We start from the raw sequence: 18,790 nt of genomic DNA, 5'->3' as shown, positions 1-18,790 counted from the left end.
GCTTTGTGCTATAGAAATCTTTGCGCCGCTTCTTGCGAGCGCAAACGAAGGAATTCCTTTTCCTACTGAGGTGAGCGGGAGGTTTTGCGAATCCTTCGTATTTTCTGGCTGGTGCAGGATTTTGCTGTGTTCTGCACCAGCCAGTTTTTTATTTTTAGGGTTATTGAAGTGGTGGGGGCTGATCGGTTGTTAAACCGATCAGCCCCCACCAAGTTTCTAGTGCTAAATCAACCTCTATTTGTGGTTATTTTTCGATTGTCTAGCTATGTCTAGCTATGTCTAGCTTTTGTAGATTTGGCTTCACTGTGATGCCGAGGCTTCGCACGACGCCGCAACCTAGCAATTTCTTCCTTTTCGCGGTGAAGACGGCGTGCCAAAGCTAGTTGCCGTCCGAATCGCTCCTGTTCACGTTGATCGAGGTAGATAACGTCGTTTCGGAGGTCTTTAACCAGCGCAAACATAAGTCCAAACACGATAAACAGGAATGGTGTTGCCGCTACAATCGTGACACTTTGAATATTGTTCAAGGCTGTGTCACCTCCTGAAATCAGAAGCGTCAGACCGATAAGGGCGGTTAAGAGCCCCCAGAGTGCCGACAGCATTGGTTTAGCGGTAACTTGTCCGTTTTGTGAAAGTGAACCCATCACCGTTGATGCTGAATCGGCTGAGGTGATGAAGAAGGTGGCAAGCAAAAGGACTGCAATTAGTCCGAAATAGAAGCCACCGGGGAGATTGTGGAGCAAAGAGAATAGCTGACTCTGAGCGTTTCCATCACCGTAGATCGAGTTTCCGGACTGCTCCATAGAAATCGCAGTTCCACCAAAAATGGCGAACCATACAGTGGAGAGTCCTGATGGAACAAGTAGTACCCCCATACAGAATTCGCGAATTGTTCTTCCACGCGAGATTCGTGCAATGAACATTCCTACGAATGGAGACCACGAAATCCACCAAGCCCAATAGAAAATCGTCCAGCTTGAAAGCCACTTACCGGCGGTTCCGTCTGCTGATGCTGCTGTGCGTCCAGCCATTTCGAAGAAGTTTGAAACATAGGCTCCCAGGGAACCAGGTAGCAGGTTGAGCTGGGTAATTGTTGGACCCAGAACAAAGACTGCCAAAGCGAGCACGGCAGCTAGAGTCATATTAAGGTTTGAAAGAATGCGGATTCCTGCACCGACTCCAGACATTGCGGAAAGAAGGAAAGCCAAGGTGAGTACCGAAACAATGGTGACGATCAAACCTGTTCCCGCGTTGTTCACAATTCCAGCGGCTTCAAGTCCCGCTTTGATCTGAAGCGCGCCCAAGCCTAGCGAACACGCAGTTCCGAAGACGGTAGCGAAGATCGCCAGAACATCGATTGTTTTTCCGACGATGCCGTTGACGTTCTTTTCACCGATCAGAGGCGTAAAAGCGGAGGAAACGAGCTGTTTGCGTCCGACTCGGTAGGTGGAGTAGGCAATTGCCAAACCAACAATTGTGTACATCGCCCACGGGTGAAGTGTCCAATGGAACAGTGCAGTTGCCATCGCCGTACCAACTTCATTGGGGTTGTGCCCCGGTACGCCGTCTCGATAGAAGGAGAGTGGTTCTGATGCGCCGTAGAACATGAGGCCGATACCCATGCCAGCAGCAAACATCATGGCAATCCACGATCCATTAGAAAATTCTGGTTGCTCGTCTGCCGCACCTAGCCTAATCTGACCAAACTTGCTTCCGGCAATAACCAGTACGAAAACCACGAAGATTGTGGTGATTAAAACGAACGCCCAGCCAAGGTTTTCAAGAACCCAGCTGAAAGCAGCCGAGGAGGCGTTTCCGAAATTATCTGGGACTGCCAATCCCCATGTGATCACGCTTATGATCAGGATCATTGCAGGAATGACTACCGGCCATGAAATTGTTGCATTATCTGATTCGGCAGCTAATTCGATGGGCTTTTCACCCAAATCGGATTCGTTTATCTCCTTTTCAACCGAAAGTAGCGCTTCGAAGGCCGACGGCGGTTCGGTAGCTGGCAGTGTATGAGTGCTTTGTCTACTATCATCGTTGTCCATTTCACCATTCTTAAGGAAATGGTCAAGAAAGTTCAACCAAAAAGGAACAAACTAGCCGTAAACGCAGATTTCTCACAATGTGTTGAGGAAAAATCCTAACGATGATAGTAAAAGGCTTTGAAATACCTTATAAAAAGCACAATCTGAGGGTGTAATCGCCTGAGAATTTGTTAAAGAGCACCTGCAGATTCGGCGATTCGCTTCAGCATCGCCATCCGCTCGGTATTGCTTGGAGCAGGGAGGATCGTGGTTTTTGCACCAAGGTAGTGAACTCCGGCTTCGCGAGCGGCGCTTGCGGCGGTATCGACTAGTTCTGGAGTCATGAGTGACTCTGGTACGAATTCTTTGAGTCCAACATGGGCATCTTCCCACTCTGGACCCCAGTCGTTGGCAACGTTGTGGGCACCGGAGAAAATGAGTCCTTCCAAAACGCCTGCACGCGCAGCGTTTTCTACATGGACGAGTGGGAGATCGGCACCTTGACCTTCAATTGCGGAGCGTCCCCAGTTGATTGAAACCCCGACCTTGCCACCAAATTCCTTAGCTGCAACGATTTCGTCGCACAGTTCAAGGAAACCCTTGCTGATGATGCGCTCGGTAGAGAAAGCATCACAGTGTTCGATCGTGAGCTTAGCACCGTCGATCTCCCAAGAGAGCAGTTCCTCAAGCGACTTGAGGAGTGCGTGGACGTTTCCACCGCTACGAGGAGCAGTATGAAGCGCTAGATAAGTGAAGAATTGACGGCCGAGTCGGTCATTAATCCCTTTCATCGCATCTGCAGCGTTACGCAAGAAACCCAACGCTGCCTGGCGACCGTCGTCGTCCACCGATGCAATTCCCCAACTGGTATCACCGACGAAACTCATGGTGCCAGGAATCGGGGTGAGGACGTTTGTAGTGAAGGAATCACCTAATTGGGCAGCGAACCATTCTGGATCATCTTGCAAGCCTTTCGCCATGTACGGAATCTCTAAACCGGATACCCATTCAGCTTCATCAAGTAGCTGGTAAAACTCTTCTTGGGCAGAGCGTTCCTGTGGCTTAGCGGCGTAAGCTCCAATGATGAATGGTGCGTTCATGTTTTCTCCAAAATTTTTACTGCGCGTCGCCCCGATGCGACCTTTCCACGCTACACCCGAAATTTTTGGAGAACGTGTCTGAAAAGTCCCAGTGACCTACGATAAACTATGATCATGGAAAATCTTGGGGTTTCAGCGATACATCCACCGGCACCGGACGTTCTTTCTGCCGTGGCGCTCTTTTCAGCGCCGATCAATATCGACGCCGCGTTGGCACGTCTCAAAGAGCTTTGGTCGCTATCGATTGAGCCGAAATGGCAGCGAGTAGAGTCGGATCCGGAAAACCCTAATCTGGTTGCTGGCGACCTCGTTCATTTTGCTGATCAAGGCGTACAAACAATGATTTCTCCGCTAAATTACCCGCTTCAGTTTGACGGTGGTGCGCTACCGGAACACGTTTTCCATGTTCCGATTACTCTCTATGCTCCGGTCCAAGATGCCGAAGATGGAAAACTTGCGGGTGAAAAGCACCCAGACGCTATTGAATTGCCTGAGTTAAAGCGTCGCAAGCGGATGGTTTCTGCCCACCTATTACTGACGCAGATCATCGATGCGCTTATGCGAGAAGACGCCGCAGTTGGGGTGTTCCGATCCGAGCTTGGTGTAGTCCAACCTCCGAATATGGTGGTGTCAATGGCTGAAAGCTTAACGCGTGGAGAAGCGCCTTTGCCTCTGTGGGTGAATATTCGCACGGTTCAACCGGATCTGACGGTTGGGCGTACCCTCGGTTTGCCTCTTTTTGGTCATCTTGACCTTGAAATTCGTGAGTCGACGAAATCTGAAGACGACGTCTACTCCATGCTCGCAAGTATTGCCAACTACATCATCACTGGTGATACCTACCTTCTTCCCGGTCAAACGCTTGGAAGTTCTGATGGTGAAAAGACGCCGATTACTCAAGAACTTTCGCCGTTTGATAAAAATCCAATTATCCGAGTGATGTATTAGCTAGTGATTACGCAGGAAAACCGGTAGTAAAGACGAAAGAAAGAGGAAGATAATGGGCAACGAAGCCGCTCCATATGAAATCGTCCATAACGAAGAGCAGAGCCAATGGGAAGCAAGGCTGACCGACGGTACTCAAATCATCGGGTACATGACCTATGAGATTCATGACGCTAAGATCTACTTCACCCACACCGTTGTCAAGGGAAGTTTCCGCGGGCAAGGGATTGCTAGTGAGCTGGTGGAGGCAGCATTCGAATTTGAAAAGACGCTCGGTGAAAATGAGATCGTAGCGGTATGCCCGTTTGTGAAGAAATACGTAGCTGAGCATCCCGAATACCTTTCGTAAATCTTTTGATAATATAACTCCCAGAGTTTGAGCGATCGGCTCTACGAGGGAGGGGGTGACGCATCGGCGTCGTCATTTCTTTCGCGCCTCGGTGGTGGCAGTGCCGGGCAAACCAGTTAAATATTTCTTGCTAGGGAAATAGTAGGCGGTTGATTCTACGGCGCTTACTGCACTTTCACTTGGTATGGAATATTCCTTGTTCAATGCTTAGTTGCTGTTATTTCCTTGGAGGGGTTTCTTGTCACGTCCAGTCACGCGCCGTGCGATGTTCGACGTTTTTGCCGTTTGTTTCGTAGCCTTTTTATTACTGTCCAACATCGGTGCCACTAAACTTATTTCCGCCGGTCCATTGATTTTCGACGGCGGTGCCATCCTGTTCCCACTTACATACGTTATCGGTGATGTGCTGTCCGAAGTGTATGGGTTCAAACACGCACGCCGCACTATCATCATGGGATTTGTTATCTCGATTATTGCTTCGGTGGTGTTCTGGCTGGTCATTCTGGCTCCACCAGCGCCTGGCTATGAAAACCAAGCTGCTTTTGAAGCAGTTCTGGGTGTGGTTCCCCGCTTTGTGCTTGCCTCGCTAGCTGGATACCTCGTTGGTCAACTGCTCAACTCCTGGGTGCTGGTGCGCATCAAGGAACGTTTCGGTGAAAATAACCTGTGGTTCCGTTTAATTGGATCGACTGTTGTTGGAGAATTTGCGGACACCGCCATCTTCTGTGTGATTGCATGGATTGGAGTAATGGACTGGGCAACCATCCTTAATCTGATGTTCGTTGGCTATATCTACAAAGTTGGCGTTGAAGTGGTGCTGTTGCCGGTAACCTACCCTGTTGTTTCCTGGGTTAAGCGCCATGAAATCACTTACAGCCCCGCTGGTTCAATGCAATCGCATGAAGCGGACCGTAATATAGAAGCAGCCCAAGAAGCTACCCGCTGATCTCGATTGCAGAGAGCGCACAACGAAAGAAAAGATTCGGCTATGACCTTCGATATTACCACTCGTCTAGAAACTTCCGACGGGAAGGTGCTCGGTAGGACGGGAGTTATTCACACGCCGCATGGGGATATTCAGACGCCGGCATTTATCCCAGTGGGAACGAAGGCAACCGTTAAGGCTGTTTTGCCTGAATCGGTGAAGGCGGTTGGGGCGCAGGCTGTGCTCGCCAACGCCTACCATCTTTATCTTCAGCCAGGATCGGATGTACTCGACGAAGCCGGTGGGCTCGCAGCCTTTATGAATTGGGGAGGTCCAACGTACACGGATTCCGGTGGTTTCCAGGTGATGAGCCTTGGCTCAGGTTTTAAGAAAGTGCTTTCCGAAGAGTTCTCTGGAAAGACGGTTGCCGACGATGCCGTTGCTGCGAACAAGGAACGTCTAGCTAATGTTGACGACGACGGCGTTTGGTTTCGTTCGCACCTAGACGGTTCGAAGCATCGCTTCACTCCCGAAGTATCAATGCGGATTCAGCACGAACTAGGTGCCGATATCATTTTTGCTTTCGATGAGCTGACTACGCTGATGAATTCACGTGGTTATCAGGAAGAATCGTTAGAACGGACGCGACTCTGGGCAGAGCGCTGTTTGCATGCCCATAAAAAACTGACACAGGAACGTTCGGAAAAGCCATATCAACAGTTATTTGGTGTGATCCAAGGTGCGCAATACGAAGACCTGCGCCGCAAGGCTGCCTGTGACCTTGGTTCGATGGAAGTCGAGGGCCAGCGATTCGATGGCTTTGGAATTGGTGGAGCTTTAGAAAAAGAAAACCTTGGCACAATTGTGGGCTGGGTAAGTGAAGAGTTGCCAGAAGACAGAGCTCGGCATCTGCTTGGAATTTCCGAACCTGATGATTTCTTCCGTGCAATTGAAAGTGGAGCAGATACTTTTGACTGCGTCAATCCTTCGCGAGTGGCACGAAACGCTGCAATTTATTCGCCTGATGGACGTTTTAATATTACGCGCGCACAGTTCAAGCGTGACTTTTCGCCGTTAGTTGAAGGCTGTGAATGCTACACATGTACGCATTATTCGAAAGCGTACATGCATCATACTTTCAAAGCGAAGGAAATGATTTCTTCAACTTTAGCAACTATTCATAATGAATATTTCACGGTGACGATGGTAGATAAAATTCGCCGGTCAATCAATGAAGGCTATTACGAAGAATTTAAGAAAGAAACTTTAGGCAGGTTCTACGCAAAGAAGTAAATAGGGCCTTTTATTAGGTCATTTACTTCTGTAAAAACGAATCAAATGGTGGGTGCGTCCAATAGTTGGACGCACCCACCACGTTATGGACACCTCTTCTACGGTTAAGTGTATTCATGCACAAATACACATAGATATCGGGAGTTCCTTTATGACCGCTGCATCATCACCGGAGCAAAGCCTGTGGAAACGAATGTCAAAGACGCTGCTTTTTTGGGTGATTCTGGCTATTGTAGTTGGAGCACTCCTAGGGCAATTTCTTCCAAACTGGGCGATCGTTCCATTTGCGACTTTTAATGATCTTTTCGGAAAATTCCTTTCCTTTATGGTTCCTCTTATCATCGTTGGATTAGTTACTCCGGCTATTTTTGAGCTTGGAAAATCCGGTGGTAAATGGCTCCTTGTGACCGTAGTTCTCGCTTACTCTTCCACGATGATCGCTGGTTTTGGCACGTGGGGTTTAGCGGCACTTATCTTCCCTTCGCTACTCCGCGGGCAAGCCGTGCCTGACCTTGCGACCCCAGAAAACGCCGTCGCCTCTCTTATGGATCCAAGTTTTACTCTGCCACCTGTATTTGGGGTGATGACGGCACTCATTGTGGCCTTTGTTTTCGGCATCGGAATGGTCACAACCCGCGCAGTGAAGATGATGGCGATTTTCGTTGAGTTCCGTGACCTAATGATGATGGTCATCCTTAAAGCGATTGTGCCGCTACTCCCGCTTCACATCTTCGGAATCTTCTTGAATATGTCAAAGTCAGGGCAGTTCGTTGACGTCATCGTAGCGATGGGCAAAGTTATCCTCTTCGCTTTCATTCTCACGCTCGTCATGATGCTTCTTCAATATGGACTCGCGGGCGCTGTAGCGAAACGAAACCCACTCGCTGCTCTCTGGGGAATGCGTGACGCTTACTTCACGGCACTTGGAACAGCGTCGTCGGCGGCAACAATTCCAGTTACAGTGCGTTGTACTCGAGCAAACGGCGTCAGCCACGAAATTTCAGACTTTGTTATTCCACTTTGTGCAACGATCCATTTGGCAGGTTCAACCATCAAAATCACCGCGTTTGCTTTGGCTTTGCAGTACATGATGGGGATTTCTCCAAGTCCAACCCACATGGCGGGATTCATTATGATGCTCGGCGTGATTATGGTTGCGGCTCCCGGCGTTCCTGGTGGTGCTATCACGGCAGCTCAAAGTGTTCTTCAAGGAATCCTTGGCTTCACCGATCCGATGTATGCGATCATGGTCGCAATGTATGTTGCAGTAGATTCCTTCGGAACTGCCACGAACGTAACAGGCGATGGAGCAATTGCCATCATTGTGGATAAATTGGCTGCAGGGTCACTCGGAAATGAAAAAGAGAGTGCACTCGAAGCGGCTGAAGAAATCACTGCGGGACGCGAACTGCGCACTGAAAACTAAATTTTTGGGGGCTTTAGATCGGATCTTGATCTAAAGCCCCCAATTTTGACCTTACAGATGTGCCGTTAATACTTTCAAAGCTGTTGCCGGAGCAAAGATCTAGAATTCACGATCTGCCGATTCTCGTAATTTATCTAGCTGTTGTTCGTTCGGGAAGCCCTTGACGTACCACCGCGGTGGCCAGGCGTTTTCGTCTTTTTCAAAACCTTCTGGCCACACTTCTCGGGCGATATGTGAACGAATTGGAAGATTAACTGCTTGCTCAGGCTCCCACGGATGAGGAGAAGCTGCGCGGGTGAAAATAATGTAGTCGGTCAAGGGAATCGATCCGTACTTATCGATATCGGACCACTCCGTTGTGGAGACTCGCTCGTTATTGCGTAGCCTCCTAGAAGTGAACGTCTTCAGAGCTCCGAATTCTCCCCAGGTACTCATCTCCTTTACCTGTGCCGCGTAGATAGATTCGCGGAATTGGTTGCGTAGTGTGCCGAGTACCTCGGCAAGCTCCGATCCTGGGAATGGAACCCACTCACGCCAGCCGTCGGCAGCAACGGTGTGTGGAAGCGGGTAAACGGCTTCGTTTGAGTCTCGCTGGGCAAGGAGAACCTTGAAGAATTCGGTTAGGTGAGGATCTTCGGAGAAGACGACGAAGAGTTTCGTGCGCGAAGCCGGAACGAAGAGTGGGATGTCATCTGAAAACTGTGCGGAGATTTGTTCTGCTACCTGTTGCATCATGTCAAGATCGCAGAACCAAGATAGTTCGTAGTTTGCCGGTTGTAAAAAGGTTAAAACTCGAGCGCCCACGATATCCATCATCCCGATTTCTACCGTGTGGCGAATCGCTCCGGTCATTTGACGCAAAGTAACCACGGATTCGGCAAGGATCTCACCAACTTCGCGCACGTCGTCTTCAATCTGTGAATAGTAGACTGGCTGAATAGTCTGTGGCAGATCGTAGGCGAGCCCGGCGGCAACGAAATCAGTGAGAGGCAGATAAACCATGGAATCTGCTTCTCGATGTGAGCGAAGGTAGTAGTCTGCCGAGCGTACGATAGGCACGATATTTGCTTCGGGAGGTGGAGTGACTGGATCGTGCGCCGCTGTGCTGGACAAAAGATCTAGGCCGACGTCGCGAACTTTGGAGTCAGAGTGCTCTGGTGCGGGTTGGGAATCTTTGACGATATCTGCTTCGATTTTCGGGGTTTCGGCTTGTGCGATTCCGATGGTGATAAGGCGATTTAGGATATCTGTGCGCTGATCAAGTGGTGCATTTTCGTTTATCAACGCACCTGGCCGGAAGCGGAAAGTACGCCCATCATTGAGAAGAATATCGAGCCAGTCTTCGTCGGACGTAACAAGAGCGTCGTGAAGATCAGGATGTGCGATTGCTGTTTGAAGTGCCCAAGCCATGAAATCCATGTTCCTATTTTGGCAGGTTTCGGGTCCTTTGGGAATTAACACCCAAAATTTTGTGAGTGCTATGGTGAATAACTGGACAGATTGTATGAAATTGATCTATCAATCATTTCTCGATGACTAAAATCCAGTAGCATGACTACTAGATCACGCAAATAAGCACTGCTCTTTGAAGAAAGGATGGAGAAATGCCAAGTATTTCTGCACCCACAGTCAAAGAACATCATCGTATTATGTTCGGTAAGTTGATTGATGCAGCCGAAGAAATCCTGCGTGAGCGCGGGCCCGAAGATCTCACAGCTGGTGCCGTCGCTAAAGTTGCAGGGATTGCTCGAAACTCGATATACCGATATGTTTCCTCGGTTGATGATTTACGCATCTTGGTTCTCGAACGTTACCTTCCTCAATGGCAAGACGCGGTTGACGATGCGATCAACCGTGATTCTACTCCCCAAGAACAAATTCTTGCGCTCGCGGTGGTCAGCCTAGAGTTGGCGCGCAGCACTGGGCATTCTTGGTTGATTAGTGTTATGAAATCGGCGCGAAGTGCGCGGCCAGCGTCGGAACATGACATTCCAGAACAGCGCGCGGAGTATCATTCGGATCTTGTGGCTAATTTCCATATTGAATTTGCGCGAAGAGTCACATTGTTGTGGACTATGGTGGATCCGAAAACGGCTTCGCTTCATTCACGAATTAACCGAGCTTTGCTTGATGTAGGAATGAAATCCCTCGATGCGGGCGAACCGTTCGAGAGTGTTAAGGCTTCTGTGCTAGCTAGCATTTCTGGTTTGTTCACTGTGGTGGACGAAGCTTAATCGCCGAATACCCTTGCCAACATTCGCGCCAAGTCTGTAGGAACCGTAGAATTTCCCTTATGAAAACTCTCCTCTTTGATCTGTACGGCTTGTTTATGAAGACCCAAAGCGATGCTGGTAAGCATGCGATTGAACAAGCTGCACGGTTAGGGGAGCTAGGAGTTGATCCTTCAGAGTTTTGGCAGGTTTATCGTGAGGTCCGCGATCCTCTTGACGCCGGCAGAATTAATTTTGCCGAGTATGTTGATTTGATGGGTGATGAACTCGGAGTTGAGTTCTCTAATTGGGAAGATATTTTCAAAGCAGATTGTGAATCGTGGATCGAGCACGACGACGTTATGGTTGCCTGGCTTGAAGAGCTTAAAGCGAGCGTAGAAGAGGGCTCCCTAAAGGCTCGAGTTGCTTTACTATCTAATATTCCGGCAGCTTTGCTCGCGAAAATCCGTGAAGAAAAGCCGTGGTTGAAGCGCTTTGAGCCCGCATTTTTTTCGTGCGGACTGGGAATTGCCAAGCCTCAGGAAAAGATTTTTACCTATGTGGTCAAGGTGCTTGAAACCACTCCGAAAGAGATTCTGTTCTTTGACGACACGCGCCTGAATGTGGATGTTGCCCAGAAGCTCGGAATTAATGCGCATCATTTCCAAGGAATTGAAGGGGCTAAGCAAGCAGTTTCTGAGTTTCTTGGTGGCAGAAGCACAGATGTATCCGTTGCTAGCTAAGCGTGAGCTCCTAACGATCTGAGAGAAGCATTGTTTATGGGTGCACCTATTATCGATTGTCACTATTTTCGAGAAGGCTTGTGTAGATCATGCACGAACCTTGACGTGCCCATGCCCGAGCAGCTTCAGGTTAAGGAACAGGTTGCATACGATTTGATTGACGCAAGTGAGTGGCTTTCAACTGCTCGTTCGCGCACGGAGTCTTTTCGAAACAAAGTGAAGCTGGTGGTTACCGGATCAGTTTCAAAGCCACAGCTTGGAATTGCGGCGCCAATGGTTCGTGAGCAATTTTCTCCTGTGTATAACGATGGTCGATCGGCTCGTGAGTTTGGAGGTAACGGTGTACCCGGCGTCGACCTTCGCGACTGCCCGCTACCAACGACGGGTATTCGTGCCGCTACTCCCGCGCTTACTCAATTCATTAAGGAGTGCGAGCTTCAGCCCTATAACCCTGTCACAGATCAGGGCGTTCTTAAATACGTGATTGTAGTGGAGTCACCTTCGGGAGATCTGATGCTTCGCTTTGTGGTTCGGCGCCGAGGTGCCCAAGGAATTTTCTTTAAGAAATATGATCGCCTACGCGAATTAGTCCCAATGCTATCGGTGTGCTCAGTGAATGTTCAGCCCGAGCATAAGGCGGTAATCGAAGGTAATGAAGAAATTCTGATCAGTGACCGCGTCTCGATGCCGATGCCTGTTGTTATTTCTGATCCAGCGACGGAAATAGACGACGGTGTTGCCTCGCTCGAGCTTGAGCTTCGGCCCCAGTCGTTCTTCCAGACGAACACTGAGATGGCTGAGGAGCTCTATCGGCGGGCAGCTCAGTGGGCTGCGGGTGCAGAAAACGCCTGGGATCTTTACTGTGGAATCGGTGGTTTTGCTTTTGCCCTCGCCCATGCAGGAGTTACACGTGTGACCGGCGTCGAAACCTCGGAAGACGCCGTCGCTGCCGGTAACAAACATGCCCAGTCGATGAAGGGTGTAGAAATCTCGTTTGTTGCTGCTGATGCCACGCAGTGGGTAAAGAAACAAAGCGAGATTCCGGACTTGGTAGTTGTGAATCCGCCACGTCGGGGAATTGGTGATGAATTGGCTAGGTGGTTGAACGATTCTGGAGTTGAGCGAATTATTTATTCGTCTTGCAATGCGCAAAGTCTTTCGGTTGATCTTGTTCACATGCAGGATTTTCGTGTGCGTTATGCACAGGTTGTAGATATGTTCCCGCATACCAATCACTTTGAAACTATCGTGCTACTAGAGCGGGTTTATAGTATTCATTAAATTTCAGTGATTGTGGAGGAGTTAAACGATGTTGGAAACAGAACGCCTGGTTCTGCGTGAATGGGAAGAAACGGATGCTCAGGAGCTGTTTAAACATGCCCGCGATCCTTTGGTAGGTCTTCCGTGCGGCTGGCCGCCGCATCAGTCGGTAGATGAAAGTGTTGAAGTTATTCGAAACGTTTTAAAAGACCCTGAAACCTACGCAGTGTGCTTGAAAGGTTCAAATGCTCCGATTGGGAGCATGGGGTTGAAATTGGCTGATGTCTCAGATAGCGCTGAGCGTTCGGATGAATGCGAACTCGGTTATTGGATTGGTCAAGCGTACTGGGGGAAGGGGTACATCCCTGAGGCCTGTGAGGAGCTGATTCGCCATGGTTTCGAAGATTTGGGAATGCGCCAAATGCGGTGTTGCTACTTCGAAGGAAACGAAAAATCCAAGCGTGTACAAGAGAAACTCGGGTTCCGGTTTGTAGAGACAAAGCACGATATGGATGTGCCACTTTTAGGTGAAAAGCGAATTAGCCACGTCTCGGTACTTACTAAAGAAGAGTGGGCTATGCTCCAGTGATTTCGTCCATACGCTGAACTACTCGGCGAAATGACGCAAAGCCTGTAAGACTTTCACCAATAGGTTTTATTAATTCGGCTAAGCTAAAGGGATTTCACGATGAGTATCGACTTTATCAAGCTGCACGGTTTAGGTAACGATTTTGTGGTTATCGACGGGATGAAGGGCAACGTGGACGTTGATCCGGCTCAAGTGCGTGCTCTTTGCGACCGGCATTTTGGTATTGGTGCTGACGGCGTGATCGTGGTTCAACCTCCGAAGAATAGTGGTTCAGCTGGGTATATGCATTACATCAATACCGACGGCTCCCTAGCGCAGATGTGCGGAAATGGCGTACGTTGTACCGCAAAGTTCCTTGTTGATGAAGGTTACGTGGATGCCTCGCAAGGTGAATTAACCGTTGATACTTTGGCTGGAAAGCGCCCACTTCAATTCTCGGTAGATACCGGAAAGCTCACGGAAGCCACTGTAAATATGGGTGAGCCGATTTTCGATCCAGAGTTGGTTCCGGTTCGAGCTCCGCAAGAGAGCGTTGCTGATCATGCCGAATCTGGTACTTCTTTTGTTCGTGACTTGAAAGTGCAGACACCGTGGTGCGACGTTACTTTCACTTGTATTTCAATGGGGAATCCGCACGCTCTTTGGTTTATTGATTCCTTTGAGGAACTCCCAGATGCATTATTCAACGGTGAAAAAACCCTTGAGAACATGGATATTGATCGAATTGGTGCGTATTTAGAATCGCATGAGGTTTTCTCTGAGAAATCTAATATTGAATTTGTAGAGTTGCGCGACGGTTTGCTCCACACTCGCGTATTTGAACGCGGGGTTGGCGAAACTCTTGCCTGCGGTACGGGAGCTTGTGCTACCGGCGTCGGCGGATATTTAACTGGCCGAGTGGGACGCGAGGTAGATGTTGTGCTACCAGGTGGAATGTTAAAGATTGAATGGACAGAAGGCGGAGCGGTGAAAATGACCGGTCCAGCAACAGAATCTTATCGAGGAACGATTTAAGGAGAGCGTGTGCAAACAGCAGAATGCTTGAACCAGATTAAGCCCTATCTCTTTGCGGAAATTGACCGTAAGCGAGACGCTTTAAAAGCTCAAGGGATTGACGTAATTTCACTCGGCATTGGTGATCCGGATTTGCCAACACCGCAGCACATTGTTGAGGCAATGGCTGAGGCTATTCGAAAGCCGCAAAACCATCAATACCCTGATTATGCTGGTTCGATAGAGTTCCGCACGGCTGCATCGACGTATATGAAGCGTCGATTTGGTGTTGAGGTTGATCCGAAGACTGAGGTACTAGCACTTATCGGTTCAAAGGAAGGTATTGCCCACCTGCATACTGCATTCGTCAATCCGGGTGAGTATGTGCTTGCTCCGTCGATCGGTTACCCGGTTTACTCAATTGGCGCTACGCTTCAGAGCGCAAACACCTACTTCATGCCTATGAAGGAAGAGAACGGGTTCCTTGCAGACTTTGATGGAATTCCAAATGAGGTGCTTGCTAAGGCAAAGATCATGTTCCTTGGCTACCCCAATAATCCAACCGGAGCGATTGCGCCGGTGGAGTACCTAGATAAGGCGATTGCGTTCTGTAAGGAGCACGATATTCTTCTTGCTCATGACAACGCCTACGCGGATCTGTCTTTCGATGGGTATATTGCTCCGTCGATCTTAGAGCGCCCTGGTGCAAAAGATGTATGTATCGAGTTCTTCAGTCTTTCGAAGCCTTACAACATGACTGGCTGGAGAATCGCATTCGCCTGTGGAAACGAAAAGGCTGTTAAGGCTCTCGGTACGGTGAAGAATAACCTCGATTCTGGTCAATTCACCGCAATCCAAGAAGCCGGATGCGTGGCTTTACTTGAATCAGACGGCTTTGTTGCGGAGATGAATTCGATTTACCAGCGTCGCCGTGACTTAGTTATTGATGCCCTACGCTCAATTGGTGTGACGGTCGAACCACCAAAAGCAACTATTTATGTATGGGCACGTGTTCCTGAAGGTGAAACGTCGGAATCTTTCGCTACAAAGCTACTTGAGAAGGCACACGTGATTGTAACGCCTGGCAGTGGATACGGCCCCGATGGTGAAGGCTATATTCGTATCTCTTTGACCACGCCAGATGATCGATTGCTTGAAGCAGTTGAGCGCATGCGTGAAGCAATGGCTTAACAAAAAGAGTGCTCACCTGCATAGGAAGTGTCACTAGGATAGAGTCTCCCTGAAAGCAAGGTTAGATGTTTCAATCTTGCTTTCAGGGAGACTCTTTTGGTTTTAGTTTAGATGTTTGTTTACTAACAAGCGTTACATAATTCCTTGGTCGATCATCGCGTTAGCTACTTTGATAAAGCCAGCAACATTGGCTCCTACCTGGTAGTCGCCTGGTTGCCCAGCTTGCTCCGAAGCTTCCAAGCAGGTGTCATGGATATTAGCCATAATTTGTTCGAGCTTTTCTTCGACCTTGGCAAAAGTCCACTGGGTCTGGCCATCGTTTTGTTGCATCTCAAGTGCAGACGTTGCCACACCGCCAGCGTTTGCCGCCTTCCCGGGGGCATATAGCACTTTAGCTGCTTTTGCTTCTTCAATAGCCGCATGTGTGAGTGGCATATTCGCACCTTCTGCGATCAACTCCACGCCGCCTTTGACCATCTGGGCGAAGTCCTGAGCATTAACTTCGTTTTGTGTTGCGCAAGGTAGAGCGATCTGTGCCGGAACTCCCCATGGCTTAGCGCCGTCACGGTATTCGGCGCTACTGCGACGTTGTGCGTAATTTGAGATACGAGCACGCTGAACTTCCTTAACGTCCTTTAACAAGGCGACGTCGATACCTTCAGGATCGTAGATGCTTCCGGAGGAATCGGAAACGGTAACGACCTTTGCTCCTAGTTGCTGTGCTTTTTCAACAGCATAGATCGCCACATTTCCAGCACCTGAAATTGCAACAGTCTTACCCTCTAAAACCTCGCCCTTGGTTGCCAACATGTTTTGAGCAAACAAAACTGTTCCATATCCAGTAGCTTCCGTACGGGCAAGTGACCCGCCCCAATTAATTCCTTTTCCAGTTAGCACCCCGGCATCAAAACGATTGGTGATTCGTTTGTATTGACCATAGAGGTAGCCGATCTCGCGTCCACCGACGCCGATGTCCCCGGCTGGAACGTCTGTGTGTGGACCAATGTGGCGGTAGAGCTCGGTCATGAATGCCTGGCAGAAACGCATGATTTCGGCGTCGGACTTTCCGTGAGGATCAAAATCCGATCCTCCTTTTGCGCCACCAATTTGTTGACCGGTCAGAGCATTCTTGAAGATCTGTTCAAATCCAAGGAATTTAATTACGGATAGATTGACTGTGGGATGGAAGCGCAAGCCGCCCTTGTATGGGCCGAGCGCCGAGTTGAATTCGACACGGTAGCCGCGGTTAACGCGAGTGATACCAGCATCGTCCTGCCAGGCGACTCGAAACATAATCTGGCGTTCAGGTTCAACGATACGTTCAAGAATTGCGGCGTCGGTATAATGAGGGTGTGAAACCAAGATTGGTTCTAGGCTGTTCATCACCTCGCGAACAGCTTGCTGGAATTCTGGTTGTTCGCCGTTTCTTTGCAGCATTTCGTCATAAATCATTTCTAATGACGCATCCATCTTGAGATCTCCTACCTGTTTGTTTTCTGCTCGGCGGTGCGGAGCTGCAGTATCACAATAGAACAGAAAAGAAGATGATGCTGAAACAATCCATAAAATGGAACGGTTTACGTAAGGAATTGATAAGAATTTCTCCCTGATTTTGGAGAAGTATTTTCACGGTTTTGCATGTTTTTGGGAGCTGTTTTAGGTAATAAAAATCGGCTCGACAGGGCATAAAGTCAACCATCGAGCCGGAGCGCGCCGAAAGGGACTCGAACCCCCAACCTCCTGATCCGTAGTCAGGTGCTCTATCCATTGAGCTATCGGCGCATGTTCGCTTGGGAACGTCGTTCAGTCTACATTGAAAACCTGGGTTAGTGCCAATTCTTAGAGAGTGGCGGTGCGCACACTGCTTAGAGTCTAGCTGGAGTAATGGAATCCTTTGTTGCGATTGCGCCGGTTTTGTGGGGTGTAGTTGAAAAAGGATTTTCAAGACAAATTCGTTCGGCGCGACTAAACGTGGGTAATGTGCAACGATTGAATACAAGTAAGGATGAAAACGGTGGAGATCAGGGCTCAATAGTTGGGCGAGAATACAGCGGAAGGCGGATGTGATGGTTATGCAAATGATTCAACCATTAGATCCTCAGACGTTTGTACGTTCAATCCCCGACTTAAAAATTCGGCAAGACTGCTGTGAATTAGCACGAATCATGACTGATATTACTGGTCAAGCTCCAGTAATGTGGGGGCCGTCGATCGTGGGGTTCGGCAGACTCGACCGCAAAGAAAACCCAAACTGTATGTGTGATGGTCTTGAAGTGGGATTTGCACCTCGAAATAGGAAGATTTTCTTATACCTGCGCAGGTACTCCCATCATTACGACGATCTTATCGCCAAAATGGGTCAAGTACGCAAAGGACGCGCATCGATTGCCTTCGATTCGTTGGATGAATTAGATCGTTCGGTTCTGGAAGACCTCATCACATATGCTTGGGAAGATTGCTCGATTTCTGAGGGATAATCTCTTTCAACCCTATGGTGAGGAATGAATGTAAAAGGTGCTCCGCCGAATCATCAATTCGGCGGAGCACCTTACCAGCGGAGACGGCGGGATTTGAACCCGCGAGCCGCTTTTAGGCGACTACTCCCTTAGCAGGGGAGCGCTTTCGGCCACTCAGCCACGTCTCCATCTACAAATAGAAATAATAGCGGATCATGCTCTCACTCACCAATTGACGGTTCTAGGTGCAACGAGACATCAAGCACGGTGATACGGTTGCTCTATGAATGGACAGTATCGAGATTTCACCCGTGATCCACGTATCGCTGTAGATGACTCCCTTGGTTTCACAACCAACAAGATTCCTAGAAAAATAATCCTGGACTGCGATCCTGGGCATGATGATGCCATCGCTTTGCTCTTAGCACATGGATCGCCAATGATTGATCTACTCGCAGTTACTACTGTGGGTGGAAACCAAACACTCGAAAAAGTCACTCGCAATGCGACCGCGTTGGCTAGGCTCTACGGTATTACCGGAGTTCCAGTTGCGGCTGGCTGTGCTCGCCCGCTAATCCGTGATCCCCATAATGCTCCATCGATCCACGGCGAATCGGGACTGGACGGCGTCATCCTTCCTGAACCGATTGAGCTCGATTCTCGCCATGGTGTTGACCTCATCATTGAAACGGTGATGGTTCACGAGCCTGGTGAGGTAACTTTGGTTCCAACTGGACCGCTAACGAATATTGCACGGGAAACTGGTCACCGTCGGCTGAATTTAATATCTGGGCAGATCCAGAAGCTGCTCAGATCGTATTTACCGCTGATTGGCCGGTGGTCATGATCGGTCTGGATGTCACCCACCAAGCTGTTGTGAACGACGTCGTAACCAAAAAGATTGCAGAGGTGGGCACGGAAATCTCCCAGTTTGTCCTTGACCTTTTTGCTTTCTTTACTGAGTCGCATGTGGGAACGTTCGGAATGAATGAACCGCCGGTTCATGACCCCTGTGCGGTTGCATATTGTATTGATCCCTCGATCGTGAAAACCGTCCGTGTTCCGGTTGAAATCGAAACACTAGGGAACTTGACGGCGGGTAGAACCGTCGTTGATTTCCGTCAATTGACTGACGATTCCTGCCGTACCTCTATAGGTCTTGAACTGGACTTTGATCGTTTCTGGGAGTTGGTGATTGATTCGATTCGGGCGATTTCTAAATAGCTAATTTGTTCGTAAAGGAGCGAGCGGGGCTCTCGGTTAGAGGTCCCCGCTTT

At 49.1% G+C, this 18,790-nt stretch carries 16 protein-coding genes, 2 tRNA genes and 1 pseudogene; 13 read left to right on the top strand and 6 right to left on the bottom strand.

Features of this window, described 5'->3' with window-relative positions; all coding sequences use genetic code 11:
• Nucleotides 1–269 precede the first annotated feature (269 nt).
• Both EIH22_RS03795 and EIH22_RS03790 read right to left on the bottom strand, forming a co-directional pair.
• Entirely contained in the window at nt 270–2,054 is a 1,785-nt protein-coding gene (locus tag EIH22_RS03795; protein WP_124054450.1) for a BCCT family transporter, read from the bottom strand.
• Nucleotides 2,055–2,224: 170 nt separating this feature from the next.
• Nucleotides 2,225–3,133 (bottom strand): DUF4862 family protein, encoded by a 909-nt coding sequence (locus EIH22_RS03790; protein WP_124054449.1) that lies wholly within the window; start codon nt 3,131–3,133, stop codon nt 2,225–2,227.
• Between the two features lie 114 nt (nt 3,134–3,247).
• Here EIH22_RS03790 and EIH22_RS03785 point away from each other — a divergent pair, with 114 nt between their 5' ends.
• From EIH22_RS03785 to EIH22_RS03765, 5 genes are all read left to right on the top strand, one after another.
• Nucleotides 3,248–4,081 (top strand): DUF4261 domain-containing protein, encoded by an 834-nt coding sequence (locus EIH22_RS03785; RefSeq protein WP_160149016.1) that lies wholly within the window; start codon nt 3,248–3,250, stop codon nt 4,079–4,081.
• Between the two features lie 52 nt (nt 4,082–4,133).
• Nucleotides 4,134–4,427: a GNAT family N-acetyltransferase gene (locus EIH22_RS03780; RefSeq protein WP_124054447.1), complete on the top strand. Its 294-nt coding sequence runs from the start codon at nt 4,134–4,136 to the stop codon at nt 4,425–4,427.
• A gap of 265 nt (nt 4,428–4,692) precedes the next feature.
• A complete protein-coding gene (locus tag EIH22_RS03775; RefSeq protein ID WP_124054724.1) occupies nt 4,693–5,373 on the top strand; it encodes a queuosine precursor transporter in 681 nt (226 codons plus the stop codon).
• Between the two features lie 42 nt (nt 5,374–5,415).
• Entirely contained in the window at nt 5,416–6,645 is a 1,230-nt protein-coding gene (gene tgt / locus EIH22_RS03770; protein WP_124054446.1) for a tRNA guanosine(34) transglycosylase Tgt, read from the top strand.
• A 151-nt stretch (nt 6,646–6,796) separates the two neighbouring features.
• Nucleotides 6,797–8,071, top strand: coding sequence for a dicarboxylate/amino acid:cation symporter (locus tag EIH22_RS03765; RefSeq protein ID WP_124054445.1), 1,275 nt, complete (start codon nt 6,797–6,799; stop codon nt 8,069–8,071).
• A 99-nt stretch (nt 8,072–8,170) separates the two neighbouring features.
• Here the strand turns inward: EIH22_RS03765 and EIH22_RS03760 are convergent, their stop codons facing one another.
• Nucleotides 8,171–9,490 carry a hypothetical protein gene (locus EIH22_RS03760; RefSeq protein ID WP_124054444.1) on the bottom strand — a complete coding sequence of 440 codons (1,320 nt, stop codon included), beginning with the start codon at nt 9,488–9,490 and terminating at the stop codon, nt 8,171–8,173.
• A gap of 185 nt (nt 9,491–9,675) precedes the next feature.
• On the opposite strand from EIH22_RS03760, the gene EIH22_RS03755 reads away from it, so the two are divergent.
• From EIH22_RS03755 to EIH22_RS03730, 6 genes are all read left to right on the top strand, one after another.
• Nucleotides 9,676–10,305, top strand: a complete 630-nt coding sequence (locus EIH22_RS03755) for a TetR/AcrR family transcriptional regulator (RefSeq protein WP_124054443.1) — start codon at nt 9,676–9,678, stop codon at nt 10,303–10,305.
• 59 nt (nt 10,306–10,364) lie between these two features.
• Nucleotides 10,365–11,024 (top strand): HAD family hydrolase, encoded by a 660-nt coding sequence (locus EIH22_RS03750; RefSeq protein ID WP_124054442.1) that lies wholly within the window; start codon nt 10,365–10,367, stop codon nt 11,022–11,024.
• 111 nt (nt 11,025–11,135) lie between these two features.
• On the top strand, nt 11,136–12,305 hold the full coding sequence (locus EIH22_RS03745) for a methyltransferase domain-containing protein (protein WP_235001761.1): 1,170 nt from the start codon (nt 11,136–11,138) through the stop codon (nt 12,303–12,305).
• A gap of 28 nt (nt 12,306–12,333) precedes the next feature.
• Entirely contained in the window at nt 12,334–12,873 is a 540-nt protein-coding gene (locus EIH22_RS03740) for a GNAT family N-acetyltransferase (RefSeq protein ID WP_124054440.1), read from the top strand.
• A gap of 99 nt (nt 12,874–12,972) precedes the next feature.
• Entirely contained in the window at nt 12,973–13,887 is a 915-nt protein-coding gene (dapF, locus tag EIH22_RS03735) for a diaminopimelate epimerase (RefSeq protein WP_200829160.1), read from the top strand.
• A 9-nt stretch (nt 13,888–13,896) separates the two neighbouring features.
• Complete coding sequence (locus tag EIH22_RS03730) at nt 13,897–15,057, top strand: LL-diaminopimelate aminotransferase (RefSeq protein WP_124054439.1); 1,161 nt, start codon at nt 13,897–13,899, stop codon at nt 15,055–15,057.
• Nucleotides 15,058–15,189: 132 nt separating this feature from the next.
• Here the strand turns inward: EIH22_RS03730 and gdhA are convergent, their stop codons facing one another.
• Together gdhA and EIH22_RS03720 are read right to left on the bottom strand one after the other, a co-directional pair.
• On the bottom strand, nt 15,190–16,527 hold the full coding sequence (gene gdhA / locus EIH22_RS03725; protein WP_124054438.1) for an NADP-specific glutamate dehydrogenase: 1,338 nt from the start codon (nt 16,525–16,527) through the stop codon (nt 15,190–15,192).
• Nucleotides 16,528–16,766: 239 nt separating this feature from the next.
• Nucleotides 16,767–16,839, bottom strand: a tRNA-Arg gene (locus tag EIH22_RS03720).
• A gap of 284 nt (nt 16,840–17,123) precedes the next feature.
• Between EIH22_RS03720 and EIH22_RS03715 the strand changes: the two genes are divergently transcribed.
• A complete protein-coding gene (locus EIH22_RS03715) occupies nt 17,124–17,534 on the top strand; it encodes a DUF1801 domain-containing protein (protein WP_148086823.1) in 411 nt (136 codons plus the stop codon).
• 78 nt (nt 17,535–17,612) lie between these two features.
• Here the strand turns inward: EIH22_RS03715 and EIH22_RS03710 are convergent.
• Nucleotides 17,613–17,701, bottom strand: a tRNA-Ser gene (locus EIH22_RS03710).
• 95 nt (nt 17,702–17,796) lie between these two features.
• On the opposite strand from EIH22_RS03710, the pseudogene EIH22_RS03705 reads away from it, so the two are divergent.
• Nucleotides 17,797–18,737: pseudogene (locus EIH22_RS03705) on the top strand (nucleoside hydrolase).
• Nucleotides 18,738–18,790: the final 53 nt, after the last annotated feature.

Source organism: Arcanobacterium ihumii (genome assembly GCF_900604515.1).
In the GTDB taxonomy this organism is placed as follows: domain Bacteria; phylum Actinomycetota; class Actinomycetes; order Actinomycetales; family Actinomycetaceae; genus Arcanobacterium_A; species Arcanobacterium_A ihumii.
Note: the sequence above shows the minus strand (reverse complement) of the source record. Positions and strands in the feature narration are given on the sequence as shown.

What these genes read in the sequence shown, in the direction of transcription:
- gdhA (WP_124054438.1), bottom strand. Translation starts at nt 16,527, where the DNA reads ATGGATGCGTCATTAGAAATGATTTATGACGAAATGCTGCAAAGAAAC.
- EIH22_RS03715 (WP_148086823.1), top strand. Translation starts at nt 17,124, where the DNA reads ATGGTTATGCAAATGATTCAACCATTAGATCCTCAGACGTTTGTACGT.
- EIH22_RS03765 (WP_124054445.1), top strand. Translation starts at nt 6,797, where the DNA reads ATGACCGCTGCATCATCACCGGAGCAAAGCCTGTGGAAACGAATGTCA.
- EIH22_RS03740 (WP_124054440.1), top strand. Translation starts at nt 12,334, where the DNA reads ATGTTGGAAACAGAACGCCTGGTTCTGCGTGAATGGGAAGAAACGGAT.
- EIH22_RS03780 (WP_124054447.1), top strand. Translation starts at nt 4,134, where the DNA reads ATGGGCAACGAAGCCGCTCCATATGAAATCGTCCATAACGAAGAGCAG.
- dapF (WP_200829160.1), top strand. Translation starts at nt 12,973, where the DNA reads ATGAGTATCGACTTTATCAAGCTGCACGGTTTAGGTAACGATTTTGTG.
- EIH22_RS03760 (WP_124054444.1), bottom strand. Translation starts at nt 9,490, where the DNA reads ATGGATTTCATGGCTTGGGCACTTCAAACAGCAATCGCACATCCTGAT.
- EIH22_RS03750 (WP_124054442.1), top strand. Translation starts at nt 10,365, where the DNA reads ATGAAAACTCTCCTCTTTGATCTGTACGGCTTGTTTATGAAGACCCAA.
- EIH22_RS03785 (WP_160149016.1), top strand. Translation starts at nt 3,248, where the DNA reads ATGGAAAATCTTGGGGTTTCAGCGATACATCCACCGGCACCGGACGTT.
- EIH22_RS03755 (WP_124054443.1), top strand. Translation starts at nt 9,676, where the DNA reads ATGCCAAGTATTTCTGCACCCACAGTCAAAGAACATCATCGTATTATG.
- tgt (WP_124054446.1), top strand. Translation starts at nt 5,416, where the DNA reads ATGACCTTCGATATTACCACTCGTCTAGAAACTTCCGACGGGAAGGTG.
- EIH22_RS03795 (WP_124054450.1), bottom strand. Translation starts at nt 2,054, where the DNA reads ATGGACAACGATGATAGTAGACAAAGCACTCATACACTGCCAGCTACC.
- EIH22_RS03745 (WP_235001761.1), top strand. Translation starts at nt 11,136, where the DNA reads ATGCCCGAGCAGCTTCAGGTTAAGGAACAGGTTGCATACGATTTGATT.
- EIH22_RS03775 (WP_124054724.1), top strand. Translation starts at nt 4,693, where the DNA reads ATGTTCGACGTTTTTGCCGTTTGTTTCGTAGCCTTTTTATTACTGTCC.
- EIH22_RS03790 (WP_124054449.1), bottom strand. Translation starts at nt 3,133, where the DNA reads ATGAACGCACCATTCATCATTGGAGCTTACGCCGCTAAGCCACAGGAA.